The organism is Bradyrhizobium sp. (assembly GCF_028868675.1).
In the GTDB taxonomy this organism is placed as follows: domain Bacteria; phylum Pseudomonadota; class Alphaproteobacteria; order Rhizobiales; family Xanthobacteraceae; genus Bradyrhizobium.
In genome coordinates, this window is record NZ_JAGWUA010000021.1 from 1 (window position 1) to 16,916 (window position 16,916).

The window sequence follows — 16,916 nt, forward strand, 5'->3', positions numbered from 1 at the left end:
CTCCGGCGTTGCGTTTCCGGCCCCAATTCCTCAGCTAAAATTTGATCGGTGGACTGAACGTTTGATCGAAACTTGTCTGCGATAAGCGGTGGATAGCCGCGAGGAACAGCCATGGTTGAAAAACGCGTAACGCCGCTCCGCAACGTCATCGACCTGACGAGCTATCGTCAGGTGCTGGCGTGCGGCAAGGCGGCAGCCATGTCGGCGCGGCTCTGCCGGCACTGCGCCGCGCCGCTGCTGGACGGCGAGAACGAGGACGAATGCTCGAGCTCGTTCAACTTGTCCGCCCCGCGCTCGCGCGAGACGCTGCGTCGGTTCCGCGCCGACTGACGAACGAAGTGGCCAGGCAATCCAGCTCTTGCGGCGGCTTTTTCTGGATTGCCTCGCTTCCTGCCTCCCGAAGATCGATCGCTCGCTAACGGGTCGCGATCTGCGCCAGCGACATCAGGGCCTCGCTCACCATGCCCTCGTGGCTGAAGCGGGCGAGACGCTGCTCGACGTCCTCCAGCATCGCCTCGACCTTGTCGCCCAGCGCCCGCGGCGAGGACGACGAGAAGGTGAGGATGCGCCGCGCCAGATCGCCCACGCTGACGTCATGGCGGGTCTCGACCATGATCGGATCCGCCAGGCGAAAGGCGCTGCCTTGAAAGAAGCCCGCGAGATCGCGATGGGTCCGCTCGCCGCCGGTTGAGTCCGTCCAGAGGCCGGATGGCGACCAGGCGCGGCGTGCCGCGTTGTATTCGTCGATCCAGGGATTGCGATGGCCGGCCACCGGGAACGAGGTGCAGACGGCAACGACGCCGTCGCGCCCGACCAGCCGGTCGAGCAGCGCGAGCGTCGCCTCGCGGTCCATCCAGTGCAGGGCCCGGCCAATCGTGACGATGTCGAACACGCCGATATCCGCAGGCAGCGCTTCGGCCTTGCCCTCGATCAGCGTGAACTCACGCCCGGCGCGGGCTGCCGCGTTGCGGGCGGCGGCGAGCATCTCGGGCTCGGGATCGACCCCGACGATGCGGCCGACATAGGGGGCGAGGCCGAGCGCCAAAAGCCCCGGCCCGGTGCCGAGGTCGATCAGCGCGGACCGGCCGGAGAGCGCAAGCCGCCGCGCGACGACGCGGAAGAATTCAGGCGGATAGGGCGGGCGCAATGCCTCGTAGAGTGCCGCCGTGGTCGCGAACCGGCCCATCGTTCCGTCCGTGGTCCTTGCCGCGTCTCACACGTGCTGGCCGCCGTTGATGTGGATCTCGGCGCCGTTGACGTAGGACGAGGTGTCCGTGCACAGCACATAGACGATCTTGGCGACTTCGTCCGGCGTGCCGAGGCGGTGCATCGGGATCTGCTGCTCGACGATCTTCTCGGTGCCGGGCGACAGGATCGAGGTGTCGATCTCACCCGGCGCGATCGCGTTGACGCGCACGCCGACGCGGCCGAAGTCGGACGCCATCTCGCGCGTCAGCGCGGCGAGCGCGGCTTTCGAGGTCGCGTAGGCCGCGCCCGCAAAGGGGTGCACGCGCGAGCCCGCGATCGAGGTGACGTTCACGACCGATCCCTTCGCCGCCTTCAATTCCTCCATCAGCCCGCGTGCCATCATGATCGGTGCGAAGAAGTTGACGTGAAAAACATGCAGCCAGGTATCGAGATCGGTGTCGACGCTGCCGAGCCTTGCGCCGCCGGGGCCCTTCGGCGAGATCGCGGCGTTGTTGACCAGCGCATGCAGCGTGCCGCCCTCGAGCCGCCGGCGGATTTCCGAGATCGCCCGCGCGGTGTCCTCGGGGTTCGCCAGGTCGACCTGGATGTGGTCCTCGGGGCCGGCGTCCCATGGGCAGTCCTCCGGGAACGGATGCCGTGAGCAGGTGATCACCCGCCAGCCGGCGGAGGAGAAGCGGATCACCGTGGCATGGCCGATGCCGCGGCTCGCTCCCGTCAGGAGCAGCGTGCGGCGCGGCGCATTGGTCGAGGAAGGCATGGAGGACTTTCAGCTCGGAGCGTTATGGATACATCCGCGTCTTGCTCCAGGGCTGGCCGGCCCCGTCGCGGCGGAATTCGATACGGTCGTGCAGGCGGAAGGGCCGGTCGTGCCAGAACTCGATGCGCAACGGGGCGATGCGCCAGCCGCTCCAGCCGGGCGGCCGCGGCACCTCGCCGATGACGTGTCTGGCGGCGACCTTGGCGATCGCCTGCTCGAAGGCGAAGCGGCTCTCCAGGGGCTGCGACTGCTTGCTGGCCCAGGCGCCGATCTGGGCCTGCTTGGGGCGGGTGGCGAAATAGGCATCGGCCTCTTCGTCGCTCACCGGCGTCACGTTGCCGCGGATGCGGACCTGCCGGCGCAGCGACTTCCAGTGAAAAAGTAACGCCGCCTTGGGATTTGCGGCGAGCTCGCGGCCCTTCTGGCTCGCGACGTGGCTGTAGAAGACGAAACCGTCGGAATCGAAGCCTTTCATCAGCACCATGCGGACGTCCGGCAGCCCGTCGGGATCGACGGTGGCGAGCGCCATGGCGTTGGGATCGTTGGGCTCGCTCTTGATCGCCTCGTTGAGCCACGCCTCGAACAGCACCAGCGGTTCCTCGGCGGCGGTGAAATCACCGGATATTAAGGGTGTCTGGTGTTTCATCGAGGTCGTGTCGGTCATGTCCGGAGTCCGAGTTGCGTACCGCGGCCCAAGGCGCGTTGTCGTCCGCTCTTGCCCTATATAGGGCATGGGGAAGCGTTGGCCTATCGGCGATCCGGCCCTCGGGCCTCGTCATGACAATGATTCTAATCGGGCTGGGTACCGGCGGCTGCAGCGTTTCCCGCAACGACACCGGTGCGCTGGCCAAGATGGACGACAGCGATGTCACCGGCTCGGTCGCCGACCAGGCCCGTGAGGCGCCGCCGACCGAGACCGACCTCGCCTTCGCCCGCAACGCCGCCTCCGACGTGCTCAGCAAGGGCGACAGGGATTCCAGCCAGCATTGGGAGAACCCCGAGACCGGGGCCCGCGGCTCGGTGACCCCGATCGCCCAGGCCTATGCCGCCGAGGATGGCCGCAAGTGCCGGGATTTCCTCGCGAGCTATGTCAACGGCCGGACCGAAAGCTGGCTGCAGGGCGCGGGCTGCCAAACCAGCCATGGCCGATGGGAGATTCATACGCTAAAGCCATGGCGGAGCTGAAGCATGATCCGGAAAGGTGGGAACCGGCTTTCCGACAACGTCATGCTCCGGCCATAAGGTGGCCGCTCGCCGGTTTAGTTGCAATAATGCCACGGGCACCCCAGATGATCCAAAGGTGGGGTGGGGAGCCCTTTTTGACATCGATTTTCGTGAAGGAGACGTGACGGATGCGCGACCCCTATGAGGTCTTGGGGGTGCAGCGGAGCGCCAGCGCTGCCGCGATCAAGAGCGCCTATCGCAAGCTCGCCAAGAAACATCATCCCGACAGCAATAAGAACGATCCGAAGGCGGCCGAGCGCTTCGCCGAGATCAACACGGCCAACGAGATCCTCGGCGACGAGGACAAGCGCAAACAGTTCGACCGAGGCGAGATCGACGCCGAGGGTAAGCCGCGCTTCCAGGGCTTTCCGGGTGGCGCCGGGCGAGGGCGCACCGGGCCGGGCGGGTTCGAATACTCCTTTCGCTCCGGCGGCGGCGGTCCCGGGGCGGGCGCGTTCGAGGACATCCTCAACAGCATGTTTGGTGGTGGTAGCCCACGCGGCGGGCGCCCGGGCGGCGGCCACTTTGAATTCGACACCGCCGGGGTCGGGCTCGATCTCGACCTTTCGGTCGCCATGACCGTCTCGCTGGAGGAGGCGGTCAAGGGCGGCGACAAGCGCGTCCGCCTGCCCACCGGCAAGGAACTCAACGTCAGGATTCCGGCGGGCGTCGCCAATGGCCAGCAGATCCGGCTGAAGGGGCAGGGCGAGACCGCGCCCGGCCATCCGCCGGGTGACCTCCTGATCACGATCACGATCGCCCCGCATGCCTTCTTCAAGGTCGACGGCGCGGATCTGCGGGTCGACCTGCCGATCACGCTCTACGAGGCGGTGCTCGGCGGCAAAGTGCGCGTGCCGACGCTCGGCAATGCGGTCGAGTTGTCGATCCCGAAGAACACCTCCAGCGGCCGGACGTTTCGTCTGAAGGGCAAGGGCCTGCCCAAAACGGGCGGAACCGGCGACCTGTTCGTCACCACCCGCATCATGCTACCGGATGGGAACGACGCCGAGCTCGAGACATTGATGCAGAAGTGGCGGGATCAGCACCCGTACAATCCACGCAGCGGCATCGGTTAGCGCGATAGCGACAGCTATCGCGCCACGTCGGCGGCCCGGGGCACGAGGCATCGGGCAGCCGAAAAAAAGTGCGGCCTCGAGAGGGGGACCAGCGCGGTACCAAAAACCCCAATCGAGGCCGCCTGCGTCGATCGGCGGATCGAACGCTGCTCATTTTCGCGTGATCATCCGGTACGATAATGAGACGCGTCGATGACCTGATTCCAAATTTTCGATGACCGAATCAGGGCGGCCGCGCTTCGGCGTTGTTTAGCTGCCGTTTTTCTCCGCCTGGTCGTAGACGGCCTGCGCGACCTTCCTCAGGCGATCGCGGTCGCTGCCGCCGCTCACGACGTAGCCGACCCCACGGTCGGCCCAGAACAGCGCGCCGTCCTTGTCCTGCGTGGCGTAGCGCATCTGCGTCGCATCGCTCGTGGTCCTGGCGGTGTAGATCGTGAAGCGCTCGCCCGAAGCGGTCTCGTACATCAGGAACGAGGCCGGCCCGTTCGGTCCCGGCAATAGCCGTCCGCCGACCAGCTTCAGGCCGCTGGCCTCGAGATCCGGCGCGCGCACGGCCCAGCCGCAACGCTTGGTGAGCCAGGCCTGCAAATGCGCGCGCTCGTCGCCGGACACCTCGACGGGGTGACGCACCTCGACGACGTAGAGGCGATGGGCGTCGAGCGCGTCCAGCGTGAAGCTCTGGAAGGCCGACGGTGCGCTGGCGGCGCCATGCGCGACCCAGCCGGCCCCGCCGCCGGCGACGAAGGCGATCACGGCGGCAGCCGCCGCGCCCCAGATCCATTGCCTGGGGCGGCGCACCAGCCGCTCGATCTCGAGCCGCCGCGGCACCGGTTCCTGCGCGATCATGTCGTAGCGGGCGTGCAGCATCTCGGCCATTGCACGCCAGGATTGCACCCGCTCCGCATCGTCCGGATGGGCGGCAAGCCAGGCCTCGACGTCGGCGCGGCGCTCGCCCGGCAACTCGCCGTCGACATAGGCGTGCAATTCGTCCTCGGTCACGGAAATCATGCGCTCGGTCATATCGGTCGTCTCTGGCTGTTCGCCTCAAAACATCGTTCGCGGTTCAAATCGGCTCGTCCTCCCGGCGTCCACGGTGCTCGTGTATCTCTCGCATGAAGGCGGTCTCTTGCATGAAACCCGCCATCATTTCACCCGTCGCAGCGCCGGACGGCTGCCCTCCAGCGCTGCCTTGATGTGGGCGCGCGCCCGCGCCAACCGCGACATCACGGTGCCGATCGGCACGCCCTGGATGTCGGCGACCTCGCGATAGCTCAGGCCCTCGAGCATCACGAGCAGCAGCACCGAGCGCTGCTCCTCGACGAGTGTCGAAAGCGCGCGCTCGATGTCGCGTCCTTCCGCCTCCGTCCCGCTGGCGTCGGGATTGTTCTCGGTGAGTTGCATGAATTGCGGCCGCCGCGCCAGCGACCGGCGGCGGTTCTTGTTGAGGTTGGTCAGGATGGTGTAGAGCCAGCTCCTGACGTCACCGCCGAGAAACAGCCGTTCCGAACGCAGGGCACGCACCAGCGTGTCCTGCACCAGGTCGTCGGCCACGTCGGCGTCGCGCGCCAACGCGCGCGCGTAGCGGCGCAACGCCGGGATCATCGCTTCCACACTCTGGCGAAACGCGCTCATGCCCCCTCGATCTGCCGTCTCGTCTCCGATGGTCGGGCGCGAGCGCCTCGATCATCATAACCCCCGAGCGGAACGCCTATTCCGGCTGGCCGAAACAGCGTTGACGCCGCGGATTAGGACTGTACCGCAAGGGAGGGCTGGTGTACCTCCTGATTTCAATCCAGCACGATCGGGAACGATGAGATGGCGCAGAATTCGGGTCTGATGCGGGGCAAGCGCGGGGTGATCCTCGGCGTCGCCAACAACCGTTCGATCGCCTGGGGCATCGCCAGGGCGTGCCATTCGGCCGGGGCCGAGATCGCGCTCACTTACCAGGGCGATGCGCTGAAGAAGCGCGTCGAGCCGCTCGCCGCCGAAATCGGCGGGCTCGTGCTCGGCCATTGCGACGTCACCGATCCCGCCACCATCGATACCGTGTTCGATGTCGCGCGCGAGAAGTGGGGCAAGATCGACTTCGTGGTGCACGCGATCGCGTTCGCCGACAAGGATCAGCTCGACGGCCGCTACATCGAGACCACGCAGGACAACTTCACGAAGTCGATGCTGATCTCCTGCTACTCGCTGACCGCGATCGCCCAGCGCGCCGAGAAGCTGATGGTCGATGGCGGTTCGATCGTCACGCTGACCTATTACGGCGCCGAGAAGTGGATGCCGCACTACAACGTGATGGGCGTGGCGAAGGCCGCGCTCGAGGCCAGCGTCCGCTATCTCGCCGCCGATCTCGGCGAGAAGAACATTCGCGTCAACGCGATCTCGGCTGGTCCCATCAAGACGCTCGCGGCCTCAGGCATCGGCGATTTCCGCTATATCCTGAAGTGGAACGAGCTCAACGCGCCGTTGCGGCGGAACGTGACGATCGAGGAGGTCGGCGACAGTGCGCTGTATTTCCTCTCCGACATGTCGCGCGGCGTCACCGGCGAAGTCCATCACGTCGATTCCGGTTACAACGTGCTGGGCATGAAGCGACCGGACGCGCCGGACATGTCGCTGGCGAAGGACTGACCACCGCCCGCGATGCCTGCGCCAACGATCTACTATCTTCGCCACGGCGAAACCGACTGGAATGCGCTCGGACGGCTGCAGGGCGTGCAGGACATCCCGTTGAACGCACGCGGCCGCGGCCAGGCGGTCCAGGCCGCGGGTATTCTCGCCGAGCTGTTCGCGCGTGACGGCCGCGACAGGACTTCGCTGCCTTATGTCTCCAGTCCGCTCGGGCGGGCGCGCGCGACCATGGAGCTGGTGCGCGAAAGGCTCGATCTGCCGCCGGCGGATTACGGCCTCGACGACCGCCTGCGCGAGATCGGCTACGGCGTCTGGGAGGGCTCGACCTTGCCGGAAAGCGAGGCCTCGCATCCGAACGTCTATGCACGGCGGCTGCTCGACAAATGGACCGTGGCGCCGCCCGGCGGGGAGACCTATGCCGCCGTGCAACTACGCATGCTCGACTGGTATGAATCGCTGTTGACCGACACGGTCGCCGTCGCCCATGGCGGCACCGCGCGCGCCCTGATGGTCGCGCTCGGCCTGGAAACGCCGGCGAGCGCCGCCGACCTCCTGATCGAGCAGGGCGCCGTCTACGTGTTTCGCGATGGCGGGCTGACGAAGTATGGTTAACGCCGGTTACCCGTAGCCCGGATTGCGCTGCGCTCCATCCGGGCTACGGTCATTCGAGTCCGTTGCTGCGCCTATACCGCCTCGGAATGACGGCGTAGAAGTTTGACCGGCGTGCCCCCGCGCGTTACCAAACGCTGGAGCCAGCCCAGCGAGCAGCGATGTCCTTCAACACCTTCGGTCATATGTTCCGCGTCACCACCTTCGGCGAGAGCCATGGGGTGGCGATCGGCTGCGTGGTCGACGGCTGCCCGCCGCTGATCCCGCTCACCGAGGCCGACATCCAGCGCGATCTCGACCGCCGCAGGCCCGGCCAGTCGCGCTTCACCACGCAGCGCCAGGAGCCGGACCAGGTGAAAATCCTGTCCGGCGTGATGCCGCATCCGGAGACCGGAGTGCAGGTCACGACCGGCACGCCGATCGGGCTTCTGATCGAGAACACCGACCAGCGCTCCAAGGACTATTCGGAGATCAAGGACAAGTTTCGCCCGGGCCACGCCGACTTCACCTATGAAGCCAAATACGGCCTGCGCGACTATCGTGGCGGCGGGCGCTCCTCGGCGCGCGAGACCGCGATGCGGGTTGCCGCCGGCGCGATCGCGCGAAAGGTGCTGCCGGACGTCAAGGTGCGCGGCGCGCTGGTGCAGATGGGCCCCTACAAGATCGACCGCGACAAGTGGGACTGGAACGAGATCGCCAACAACCCGTTCTTCTGTCCCGACAAGGACAAGGCGGCGTTCTTCGAGACCTATCTCGACGGCATCCGCAAGAGCGGCTCCTCGATCGGCGCGGTGATCGAGATCGTCGCGGACGGCGTGCCGGCGGGCCTCGGCGCGCCGATCTACGCCAAGCTCGATGCCGATCTGGCGGCCGCGATGATGAGCATCAACGCGGTGAAAGGCGTCGAGATCGGTGCCGGCTTCGGCGCCGCCGAACTCACCGGCGAGGAGAACGCCGACGAGATGCGCACCGGCAACGACGGCACGCGCTTCCTGTCCAACCACGCCGGCGGCATGCTGGGTGGCATCTCGACCGGCCAGCCGGTGGTGGTGCGCTTCGCGGTCAAGCCGACCTCCTCGATCCTGACGCCGCGCCTGACCGTCGACCGCAGCGGCGCCGACACCGAGATCTTGACCAAGGGCCGCCACGACCCCTGCGTCGGTATCCGCGCGGTTCCCGTCGGCGAAGCCATGATGGCCTGCGTGCTGGCCGACCACTTTTTGCGTGACCGCGGCCAGGTGGGGCGTTAGCGGCCGTCGCGCCCTGCGCGCAGCTTGACGGCCCCGCAACTTCGTCCCCAAACTGCACGCCATGAACGCCCCGGAGATTCAGCGGATCATCAGCTGGCTGGTCGACGGCGCCCGCTCGGCGGCGACCCCGACCGACATGATGGCTGACGTCTGCAACCGCATGGTCGAGGCTGGTCTGCCGCTGTGGCGGGTCGGCGTGTTCATCCGTACGCTGCATCCCGACATCTTCGGCCGCAGCTTCATCTGGCGGCCGGGCACCGAGGTCCAGGTCGGCTCGGTCGATTTCGATTTCCTGGACTCGCCGGAATTCATCCAGAGCCCGCTGAAGATGGTGTTCGAGGAGGGGATCGAGGTCAGGCGCCGGATCGACGATCCCGCGAGCCGGCGGTTCCCGATCCTCGACGACATGCGCGCCGAGGGAGTCACCGACTACATCGCGATGCCGCTGCCCTATCTCGACGGCTCGACGCATGCCACGAGCTGGACCACGAAGAGGCCCGGCGGCTTCACCGACGACGACATCGCGATGCTGCGCGCCATCGTCGCGCCGCTGGCGCGCATCACCGAGATCATCAGCCTGCGCCGCACGGCCGCGATGCTGCTCGATACCTATGTCGGCAACCGCGCAGGCGAGCGCATTCTCGGCGGCCAGATCCGCCGCGGCCACGCCGACACCATGCAGGCCGTGATCTGGCTGTCGGATCTGCGCGGCTTCACCGCATTGTCGGACAGGCTGCCGGCCGAGACGGTCGTCGAAATCCTCAATCATTATTTCGATTGCCAGGTGGCCTCCATCCGCGGCCATGGCGGCGAGGTGCTGAAATTCATGGGCGACGGGCTGCTCGCGGTGTTCCCGATCGACGAATATATCGGCGATGCCAACCATGTCTGTGCAGGCGTTCTGGAGGCCGCGCGCGAATCGCGCGCCAGTGTCGAGGCGCTGTCGTTCCCGGTCGGCGACGCCGTCGAGCGTTTCCGCTTCGGCGTCGCGCTGCATGTCGGCAACATCCTCTACGGCAATATCGGCGGCGGCAACCGGCTCGACTTCACCTGCATCGGCCGCGCGGTGAACCTCGCGGCGAGGCTGGAGAAGATCGCGGGCAGGCTCGGCCGCACGGTGGTGGCGTCGGAGGGGTTCGTCGGCGCCTGCGACGGCGGCTGGTCCGAGCTCGGCGAGTTTCCGATCGCGGGATTCTCGCAGGCGCAGCGGGTTTATGGGCTGGCGGAGGAGCGGCCGGCCGGGACGGCGTGAACCGTGCCCTTGGGCACGCGCCTGCGCCGCCTCGCCCGTTCGGCGGCCTCCTTTGCGGAGCGTTTGATCTGGATCAAGTTTTTTGAAAGTGAAGTCCTTAGCCTGCGACGCACTCGGCTTTCCTGATCGCGGCGACGCCGATAGCATCCGATTCCCGCACCGTCCGGTCGCGGCAGAACATCCGCATAGCTCAACGCCGACCAACCGATCGGCACTCGAAGCACCACCTTACCAGGAAGCCAGCGCATGAGCAGGACGCCCCCCACCATCATCTACACTCTGACCGACGAGGCTCCGGCGCTGGCAACGGCCGCGTTTCTGCCGATCATCCGCGCGTTCGCGGCGCCGGCCGGGATCAACGTCACCACCAGCGACATTTCGGTGGCGGCCCGCATCCTCGGCGAGTTTCCCGAATTCCTGACCGAGGCGCAGCGCGTGCCCGACAACCTCGCCGAGCTCGGCCGCCTGACGCTGCTGCCCGACACCAACATCATCAAGCTGCCCAATATCAGCGCGTCGGTCGCCCAGCTGATGGCGGCCATCAAGGAGCTGCAGGGCAAGGGCTACAAGATCCCGGACTATCCCGAGAGCCTCCGGTCGGACGAGGAGAAGGCGATCCGGGCGCGCTATGCCAAGTGCATCGGCAGCGCCGTGAATCCGGTGCTGCGCGAGGGCAATTCCGACCGCCGCGCGCCGCTGGCGGTGAAGAACTACGCGCGCAAGAACCCGCACAGCATGGCCGAATGGAGCCAGGCCTCGCGCTCGCACGTTTCGCACATGCATCACGGCGACTTCTACCATGGCGAGAAGTCCATGACGCTGGACAAGGCGCGCGACGTGAAGATGGAGCTGATCACGAGGAGCGGCAAGACCATCGTGCTCAAGCCCAAGGTGTCGCTGCAGGACCGCGAGGTCATCGACTCCATGTTCATGAGCAAGAAGGCTCTTCTGGAGTTCTACGAGCAGGAGATCGAGGACGCCTACAAGACCGGCGTGATGTTCTCGCTGCACGTCAAGGCCACCATGATGAAGGTGTCGCACCCCATCGTGTTCGGCCACTGCGTGAAGATCTTCTACCGGGACGCCTTCGCCAAGCACGGTGAACTGTTCAACGAGCTGGGCGTGAACGTGAACAACGGCATGATCGATCTCTACAACAAGATCGCCAGTCTGCCGCAAAGCAAGCAGGACGAGATCAAGCGCGACCTGCACGCCTGCCACGAGCATCGGCCGGAACTGGCGATGGTCGACTCATCCAAGGGCATCACCAACTTCCACTCGCCCAACGACGTGATCGTGGACGCGTCGATGCCGGCCATGATCCGCAACGGCGGCAAGATGTGGGGTGCCGATGGCCGTCTCAAGGACGTCAAGGCCGTGATGCCGGAGAGCACCTTTGCGCGCATCTACCAGGAGATGATCAATTTCTGCAAATGGCACGGCGCCTTCGATCCCAGGACCATGGGCACCGTTCCCAATGTCGGCCTGATGGCGCAGCAGGCCGAGGAATACGGCTCGCACGACAAGACCTTCGAGATTCCGGAGGATGGCGTCGCCAACATCACCGACCTCGCCACCGGCGAGGTGCTGTTGAGTCAAAACGTGGAGCAGGGCGACATCTGGCGCATGTGCCAGGTCAAGGACGCGGCCGTCCGCGACTGGGTGAAGCTCGCCGTCACGCGCGCCCGTCACTCCGGGATGCCGGTCCTGTTCTGGCTCGACCCGTACCGTCCGCACGAGGCGCAGCTCATCACCAAGGTCAAGATGTACCTGCACGAGCACGACACGACCGGCCTCGACATCCAGATCATGAGCCAGGTGCGCGCCATGCGCTACACGCTGGAGCGCGTGGTCCGCGGCCTGGATACGATCAGCGCCACCGGCAACATCCTGCGCGACTACCTGACCGACCTGTTTCCGATCATGGAGCTGGGCACTTCGGCGAAGATGTTGTCCATCGTGCCGCTGATGGCCGGCGGCGGAATGTACGAAACCGGCGCGGGCGGCTCGGCGCCAAAGCACGTTCAACAGCTCGTGGAGGAAAACCACCTGCGGTGGGATTCACTGGGCGAGTTTCTGGCGCTGGCGGTTTCGCTGGAGGACCTTGGCCTGAAGACGGGAAACCAGAAGGCGAAGCTGCTGGCCAAGACGTTGGACGCGGCCACTGGCAAGCTGCTGGACAACAGGAAATCGCCGTCGCCTCGCACCGGCGAATTGGACAACCGGGGCAGTCAATTCTACCTCGCGATGTACTGGGCGCAGGAACTCGCCGCCCAGGCCGAGGACCCGGCTCTGCAGGCCCAGTTCAAGCGACTGGCCGAGACGCTGACTCGCAATGAGGAAAAGATCATTGCCGAACTCGCGGCCGTGCAGGGCAAGCCTGCGGACATCGGGGGCTATTATTTGCCTGACATGGAAAAGTGTCGGGCCGTAATGCGTCCGAGCGCGACGCTCAACGCGGTTCTGGCGCAGATGGGAGACGCATTGGGAGCGGGCGGGGCGCGTCCGGCGGCGTGACGCCTGGCGCGAGTTCCGGATATTGGCGGCGAATGGTTCACTGTTCGCCGACAGCATCCGGGATCGTGTCCTAATCCGTCCGCTCCAGATTGTCGCTGTCCGGCTCGTGCCGGTTCGCCCTTATTTTCAGCCATCCCGCCTCCGAAGGCAAAGTGCGAAAACGAGGCTCGCGCTATTCTTCCGGCTCGGTGGTGAACAGCAGCGGATAGCCCTTGGCGCGACCGGCATCGGTGGCGCGCGTCGCCTTGGTCTCGGCGACGTCCTTGGTGAAGACCGCGACCACGCAGACGCCCAGCCGGTGCGCCGTGATCATGACCTTGTAGGCCTGGTCCTCCGTCATGCGGAATTCGGCCTTCAGCACCATGGTGACGAATTCGCGCGGTGTGTAGTCGTCATTGATCAGGATGACCTTGTGCAGCCGCGGCCGCTCGACCTTCGTCTTCGTCCTGGTTTTCGGCTTGGTGACGGCGTCGCTCATTCCGCCTCCTTCCCTCAGCCCGTCGCCTTCTCACCATATTGCAGGACCTGCACCTTCTCCAGCGTGATCAGCCCGCTCGACATCATGCCGTCCAGGACGGGCAGGAATGCGTTGATGACGTCCTCGCCGTCGACGATCTCGATCACCAGCGGCAGATCCTCCGAGAGCTGCAGGATTTTCGAGGTGTGCAGCCGGCTCGACTTGCCAAAGCCCATGGGGCCGCGCAGCACGGTAGCGCCGGCCAGATGTCGCTCGCGCGCCTTGGTCACGATCGCTTCATGGAGCGGCTTGCCCTGGAACGTGTCGGCCTCGCCGATGAAGATGCGGAGCAGCACCGCCTGATTTGGGATTTGCATGATCAGCTCCTTTTCAGGCGATTGTACCGGCTGGCGAGCGTATGGCCCAGCCACACCGAGACCAGCCAGCAGGCGACGGACAGTCCGATATAGACAGCCGCGGTCGATTTTGCACCGGAGTGGAACAGGCGGAAGGTCTCGAGGCTGAAGGCCGAGAAGGTAGTGTAGCCGCCGCAGAAGCCGGTCATGACGAATTGCCGGTGTTCGGGCCGCGCCAGCATGCGGCCGTCCGGGCCGGTCAGCGTGGCGTAGAAGCCGATGATCAGCGACCCGCTCGCGTTGATGAACAGCGTCGCCCAGGGCAGGCCGGGTCCGGTGTCGAGGAGGAGGCCGACGAAATAGCGCACGAGGCCGCCGAGGACGCTGCCGACGGAGACCCAGCCGTAGAGCATCGCGCCGCGCCAGCGGGCGCTGGAGGAGGGGGCGGTCATCTAACCTCTCCAGCCGTCGGCGAGCAGGAAGCCGCTCGTCACCGCGGCGAGGCAGAGCACGACCGAGAGGACGACATTGCCGATCGCGCGGCGCGTCTCGCCGGCGCTCGCAAGCGTCAGCGTCTGCAGGCTGAAGGAGGACACCGTGGTGTAGCAGCCGAGGAAGCCGGTGACCGCAAACAGCCACGGGTTCGGCGCGGCGAAGACCGAGCCTGGGTGCGTCGCCAGCGCGCCGAAAATGCCGATTGCGAAGGCGCCGGTGACGTTGACGGCCATGGTACCCCAGGGAAAGCTCTCGCCGAGCCGGCGCGCGATCGCGCCGGAAACGAAATAGCGGGCGCAACCGCCGAGCACGCTGCCGATCGTGATGACGATCACCGCGCTCAGCACGTTCGGGATTCTCCGCTTGTTGTGTCGGTCATAACTTGCCCGCCGCACCGTTTGATTGCGCGATCCCGTTGCCGATCGCTAGCAGCCCGGCAAGCGCAATCAGCGTGAAGCCGAGCCCTGCCAGAAACGTGCCGGCCGGACCATGGGCGTCCCACAGCGCGCCGGCGATGACGCTGGCCGCAAGCGTCGCCAGTCCGGTGAACAGGTTGAAATAGCCGAACGCGGTGCCGCGCAAGCTCGGCGGCGCGGTATCGGCGACCAGCGTCGCAAACAAGCCCTGCGTAAAACCCATATGCAGGCCCCACAGCACGACGCCGAGCGCGGTGCCGGCAAGGCTCGGCACCAGCGCCAGCGCGAGATCAGCGCCGGCGAGAAAGGCGAGCCCCAGCGCCAGCAATCCCCGGCGGTTGATGCGGTCAGACAGCACGCCGACCGGATAGGCGGAAAGCGCATAGACGATGTTCATCACCACCAGGACCGCCGGCACCCACATCGCATGCAGCCCGACGTTCTGCGCCCGCAGGATCAGGAAGGCCTCGCTGAAGCGGGCCAGCGTGAAGACGATGCCGACCGCGACTACGCGCCAGTAGACCGATCCGAGCTGCCGCATGGCTGCGAGGTTCAGCGGATTGCGCGCCGCCTCCCTGCCGTCGCGATGCTCGGGCTCGTCGACCGCGAACAGGATCAGCGCCAGCGACAGGAACGCCGGCAGCACGGCGAGCCAGAACACGCTGCGAAAATTGTCCGCCGTCCACCACATCAGGCCGATCGCCAGCAGCGGCCCGACGAAGGCGCCGACGGTGTCGAGCGACTGGCGCAGGCCAAAGCTCGCCCCGCGGAGTTCCGGCGGCGCCAGATCGGCGACCAGCGCATCGCGCGGCGCGCCGCGGATGCCCTTGCCGACGCGGTCGATGAAGCGCGCCGCCACCAGCCAGCCGGCGTCGGGTGCGAGCGGAAACAGCGGCTTCGTGCAGGCGGCAAGCCCGTAACCGAGCGCCGCGAGCAGCTTGCGGCGTCCGAGCCAGTCCGACAGCGCGCCGGAAAAGATCTTCGTGATCGAGGCGGTTGCCTCCGCGATGCCCTCGATGAGGCCGACCGTCATCGTCGAGGTGCCGAGCACCGTGATCAGATAGACCGGCAGCAGCGCATGGATCATCTCGGAGGAGACGTCCATCAGCATCGAGACGAAACCGAGCACCCAGACCCCGCGCGGGATCCGTGACATTGCGAGATTTGGCTCCGATGAGGTCACGTCCAGCCCTTCGTCATCAGGCAACAAAAAACCCGCCACCGGCGGGTTCGTTCATGCTCCCACCGAGGGCCGAGGCTCTCCGACTGCCTCACCTCCAGCAGGAGCCATCAGCCCACACGAAAACATCGTCGGGCGGTTGTCGGGGGACTCCATCCCCATCTGTTCGGCAAACCTAGCATGGAAACCGCGATGGGCAATAGGGCAGGGCGGGGTGTCGTCCCACTGCTCGTCATGCGCGGGCTTGCCGTCTTCGCTGGAGCTCCGCCGGCCTGAGACCGAAAGCCCGGCGAAGCCTAGCGTAGCCGGGGACCCGCGCATCCATCAAAATGAGAGAACTTGCTCTCGATGATGGATTGCCGGGCAAGCCCGGCAATGACACGGTGGAGTGCTTCGCGCCGTCCATGCGATACGACCGGGACCGGATTGCGGCGACTCCGCCCCCTAACTCGAATGTGAATACCCCGCCATCTTCCCACTTTGCGGGGCCATGATTGCATGTCACCATCGCGTCATACGACGGGAGGGCGCGATGCGCTTGCTGATCTCGATCGGGGCTGTGCTGGTGGCAGGCATGCTCGCCGGAGGGGATGCCGCGAGCATTGCGGCGCCTTCGCCGCAGCGGCAGGCCGCCGAGAGAAACGCGCAGGCGGTCGACGTCGAGCTGGTCCTTGCCGTTGACGTCTCCTACTCCATGGACATGGACGAGCTCGCGATCCAGCGCGAGGGCTACGCGCAGGCGATTCAGTCCAAGGAATTCTTGCAGGCGCTGAAGGCCGGCCCGAACGGCCGGATCGCGGTGACCTATTTCGAATGGGCCGCCTCCAACGACCAGAAGATCATCATCCCCTGGCGCCTGATCGACGGCCCTGAGACGGCGGACGCGGTCGCCGCCGAGATCCTGAAGACGCCGATCCGGCGAGCCTCCCGTACCTCGATCTCGGGCGCGATCATCTTCGCGATGCCGCTGTTCGACGAAAATCCCTATCGCGGCCTGCGCCGCGTCATCGACATCTCAGGCGACGGTCCCAACAACAATGGCGGCCCGGTCGCGGTAGCGCGCGACGCTGCGCTCGAGAAGGGCATCGTCATCAACGGCCTGCCGATCATGGTCAAGGAACCGTCCTACTCGACCATGGACATCGACAATCTCGACTACTACTACGAGGACTGCGTGATCGGCGGTCCCGGCTCCTTCGTGGTGTCGATCAAGGACCGCGAAAAATTCAAGGAAGCGATCCGCACCAAGCTTCTGCTGGAGGTCGCCGGCCGCATGCCGGAGCGCCCCGTGGTCCGCGTCGCCGGCAAGGAGCCGCGCGTCAACTGCCTGATCGGCGAAAAGATTTGGCAGGATCGCTGGGGCCGGTGAGGGGCTGACGCCGCCTCGCCATTTTTTGGGCGGGCGCTTTTCGACGAAAGCGGATCGAGGGGATGACGCCGACCTCGCATTTCTCGGAGGTCGCGTCCACAGTCTCACGAGCGAA

Annotated in this window: 19 protein-coding genes and 1 riboswitch; of the genes, 9 read left to right on the plus strand and 10 right to left on the minus strand. The window is 66.1% G+C overall.

Annotated features, from left to right (window positions below; translation table 11 throughout):
- The first annotated feature begins 111 nt into the window (after positions 1 to 111).
- A complete protein-coding gene (locus tag KGM94_RS05030; protein WP_300255554.1) occupies positions 112 to 330 on the plus strand; it encodes a hypothetical protein in 219 nt (72 codons plus the stop codon).
- 85 nt (positions 331 to 415) lie between these two features.
- Here the strand turns inward: KGM94_RS05030 and KGM94_RS05035 are convergent, their stop codons facing one another.
- Genes KGM94_RS05035 through pdxH form a run of 3 tightly spaced genes read right to left on the minus strand, consistent with a single transcriptional unit; the run spans position 416 to position 2,630 of the window.
- Positions 416 to 1,186 (minus strand): class I SAM-dependent methyltransferase, encoded by a 771-nt coding sequence (locus tag KGM94_RS05035; protein WP_300255557.1) that lies wholly within the window; start codon positions 1,184 to 1,186, stop codon positions 416 to 418.
- 27 nt (positions 1,187 to 1,213) lie between these two features.
- Positions 1,214 to 1,966: an SDR family oxidoreductase gene (locus KGM94_RS05040; RefSeq protein ID WP_300255559.1), complete on the minus strand. Its 753-nt coding sequence runs from the start codon at positions 1,964 to 1,966 to the stop codon at positions 1,214 to 1,216.
- Between the two features lie 22 nt (positions 1,967 to 1,988).
- On the minus strand, positions 1,989 to 2,630 hold the full coding sequence (pdxH, locus tag KGM94_RS05045) for a pyridoxamine 5'-phosphate oxidase (protein WP_300255561.1): 642 nt from the start codon (positions 2,628 to 2,630) through the stop codon (positions 1,989 to 1,991).
- A 113-nt stretch (positions 2,631 to 2,743) separates the two neighbouring features.
- Here pdxH and KGM94_RS05050 point away from each other — a divergent pair, with 113 nt between their 5' ends.
- Complete coding sequence (locus KGM94_RS05050; protein WP_300255563.1) at positions 2,744 to 3,151, plus strand: RT0821/Lpp0805 family surface protein; 408 nt, start codon at positions 2,744 to 2,746, stop codon at positions 3,149 to 3,151.
- A 167-nt stretch (positions 3,152 to 3,318) separates the two neighbouring features.
- Entirely contained in the window at positions 3,319 to 4,266 is a 948-nt protein-coding gene (locus KGM94_RS05055; protein WP_300255565.1) for a DnaJ C-terminal domain-containing protein, read from the plus strand.
- Positions 4,267 to 4,515: 249 nt separating this feature from the next.
- Here the strand turns inward: KGM94_RS05055 and KGM94_RS05060 are convergent, their stop codons facing one another.
- Entirely contained in the window at positions 4,516 to 5,286 is a 771-nt protein-coding gene (locus KGM94_RS05060) for an anti-sigma factor (RefSeq protein WP_300255567.1), read from the minus strand.
- A gap of 123 nt (positions 5,287 to 5,409) precedes the next feature.
- Positions 5,410 to 5,898, minus strand: a complete 489-nt coding sequence (locus KGM94_RS05065) for an RNA polymerase sigma factor (protein WP_300255569.1) — start codon at positions 5,896 to 5,898, stop codon at positions 5,410 to 5,412.
- 183 nt (positions 5,899 to 6,081) lie between these two features.
- Between KGM94_RS05065 and fabI the strand changes: the two genes are divergently transcribed.
- From fabI to KGM94_RS05090, 5 genes are all read left to right on the plus strand, one after another.
- On the plus strand, positions 6,082 to 6,900 hold the full coding sequence (gene fabI, locus KGM94_RS05070; RefSeq protein ID WP_300255571.1) for an enoyl-ACP reductase FabI: 819 nt from the start codon (positions 6,082 to 6,084) through the stop codon (positions 6,898 to 6,900).
- A gap of 12 nt (positions 6,901 to 6,912) precedes the next feature.
- Complete coding sequence (locus tag KGM94_RS05075; protein ID WP_300255573.1) at positions 6,913 to 7,512, plus strand: histidine phosphatase family protein; 600 nt, start codon at positions 6,913 to 6,915, stop codon at positions 7,510 to 7,512.
- A gap of 158 nt (positions 7,513 to 7,670) precedes the next feature.
- On the plus strand, positions 7,671 to 8,759 hold the full coding sequence (gene aroC, locus KGM94_RS05080; protein ID WP_300255575.1) for a chorismate synthase: 1,089 nt from the start codon (positions 7,671 to 7,673) through the stop codon (positions 8,757 to 8,759).
- 61 nt (positions 8,760 to 8,820) lie between these two features.
- Positions 8,821 to 10,011 carry an adenylate/guanylate cyclase domain-containing protein gene (locus tag KGM94_RS05085; RefSeq protein ID WP_300255577.1) on the plus strand — a complete coding sequence of 397 codons (1,191 nt, stop codon included), beginning with the start codon at positions 8,821 to 8,823 and terminating at the stop codon, positions 10,009 to 10,011.
- A 246-nt stretch (positions 10,012 to 10,257) separates the two neighbouring features.
- The gene (locus KGM94_RS05090; RefSeq protein ID WP_300255579.1) at positions 10,258 to 12,528 is read left to right on the plus strand and encodes an NADP-dependent isocitrate dehydrogenase; all 2,271 of its coding nucleotides are present in this window, start codon (positions 10,258 to 10,260) and stop codon (positions 12,526 to 12,528) included.
- Positions 12,529 to 12,700: 172 nt separating this feature from the next.
- Here KGM94_RS05090 and clpS read toward each other — a convergent pair whose 3' ends face one another.
- From clpS to KGM94_RS05115, 5 genes are read right to left on the minus strand one after another with little or no spacing between them, the layout of a single operon-like run.
- On the minus strand, positions 12,701 to 13,006 hold the full coding sequence (gene clpS / locus KGM94_RS05095) for an ATP-dependent Clp protease adapter ClpS (protein ID WP_300255581.1): 306 nt from the start codon (positions 13,004 to 13,006) through the stop codon (positions 12,701 to 12,703).
- Between the two features lie 14 nt (positions 13,007 to 13,020).
- On the minus strand, positions 13,021 to 13,362 hold the full coding sequence (locus KGM94_RS05100; RefSeq protein WP_300255583.1) for a DUF190 domain-containing protein: 342 nt from the start codon (positions 13,360 to 13,362) through the stop codon (positions 13,021 to 13,023).
- A 2-nt stretch (positions 13,363 to 13,364) separates the two neighbouring features.
- A complete protein-coding gene (gene crcB, locus KGM94_RS05105) occupies positions 13,365 to 13,793 on the minus strand; it encodes a fluoride efflux transporter CrcB (RefSeq protein WP_300255585.1) in 429 nt (142 codons plus the stop codon).
- Entirely contained in the window at positions 13,794 to 14,192 is a 399-nt protein-coding gene (gene crcB, locus KGM94_RS05110; protein ID WP_300255625.1) for a fluoride efflux transporter CrcB, read from the minus strand. It lies immediately after the preceding gene.
- A gap of 19 nt (positions 14,193 to 14,211) precedes the next feature.
- On the minus strand, positions 14,212 to 15,408 hold the full coding sequence (locus KGM94_RS05115) for an MFS transporter (protein WP_300255587.1): 1,197 nt from the start codon (positions 15,406 to 15,408) through the stop codon (positions 14,212 to 14,214).
- A 118-nt stretch (positions 15,409 to 15,526) separates the two neighbouring features.
- Positions 15,527 to 15,601, minus strand: a riboswitch (Fluoride riboswitch).
- Positions 15,602 to 15,964: 363 nt separating this feature from the next.
- On the opposite strand from KGM94_RS05115, the gene KGM94_RS05120 reads away from it, so the two are divergent.
- Entirely contained in the window at positions 15,965 to 16,801 is an 837-nt protein-coding gene (locus KGM94_RS05120; protein ID WP_300255589.1) for a DUF1194 domain-containing protein, read from the plus strand.
- The last annotated feature ends 115 nt before the right edge of the window (positions 16,802 to 16,916 follow it).

Coding starts and splice junctions, on each gene's coding strand:
- KGM94_RS05085 (WP_300255577.1), top strand. CDS start 8,821: ATGAACGCCCCGGAGATTCAGCGGATCATCAGCTGGCTGGTCGACGGC.
- fabI (WP_300255571.1), top strand. CDS start 6,082: ATGGCGCAGAATTCGGGTCTGATGCGGGGCAAGCGCGGGGTGATCCTC.
- KGM94_RS05050 (WP_300255563.1), top strand. CDS start 2,744: ATGACAATGATTCTAATCGGGCTGGGTACCGGCGGCTGCAGCGTTTCC.
- KGM94_RS05030 (WP_300255554.1), top strand. CDS start 112: ATGGTTGAAAAACGCGTAACGCCGCTCCGCAACGTCATCGACCTGACG.
- KGM94_RS05035 (WP_300255557.1), bottom strand. CDS start 1,186: ATGGGCCGGTTCGCGACCACGGCGGCACTCTACGAGGCATTGCGCCCG.
- KGM94_RS05040 (WP_300255559.1), bottom strand. CDS start 1,966: ATGCCTTCCTCGACCAATGCGCCGCGCCGCACGCTGCTCCTGACGGGA.
- aroC (WP_300255575.1), top strand. CDS start 7,671: ATGTCCTTCAACACCTTCGGTCATATGTTCCGCGTCACCACCTTCGGC.
- KGM94_RS05065 (WP_300255569.1), bottom strand. CDS start 5,898: ATGAGCGCGTTTCGCCAGAGTGTGGAAGCGATGATCCCGGCGTTGCGC.
- KGM94_RS05115 (WP_300255587.1), bottom strand. CDS start 15,408: ATGTCACGGATCCCGCGCGGGGTCTGGGTGCTCGGTTTCGTCTCGATG.
- pdxH (WP_300255561.1), bottom strand. CDS start 2,630: ATGACCGACACGACCTCGATGAAACACCAGACACCCTTAATATCCGGT.
- KGM94_RS05090 (WP_300255579.1), top strand. CDS start 10,258: ATGAGCAGGACGCCCCCCACCATCATCTACACTCTGACCGACGAGGCT.
- crcB (WP_300255585.1), bottom strand. CDS start 13,793: ATGACCGCCCCCTCCTCCAGCGCCCGCTGGCGCGGCGCGATGCTCTAC.
- KGM94_RS05100 (WP_300255583.1), bottom strand. CDS start 13,362: ATGCAAATCCCAAATCAGGCGGTGCTGCTCCGCATCTTCATCGGCGAG.
- KGM94_RS05060 (WP_300255567.1), bottom strand. CDS start 5,286: ATGACCGAGCGCATGATTTCCGTGACCGAGGACGAATTGCACGCCTAT.
- KGM94_RS05120 (WP_300255589.1), top strand. CDS start 15,965: ATGCGCTTGCTGATCTCGATCGGGGCTGTGCTGGTGGCAGGCATGCTC.
- KGM94_RS05075 (WP_300255573.1), top strand. CDS start 6,913: ATGCCTGCGCCAACGATCTACTATCTTCGCCACGGCGAAACCGACTGG.
- clpS (WP_300255581.1), bottom strand. CDS start 13,006: ATGAGCGACGCCGTCACCAAGCCGAAAACCAGGACGAAGACGAAGGTC.
- KGM94_RS05055 (WP_300255565.1), top strand. CDS start 3,319: ATGCGCGACCCCTATGAGGTCTTGGGGGTGCAGCGGAGCGCCAGCGCT.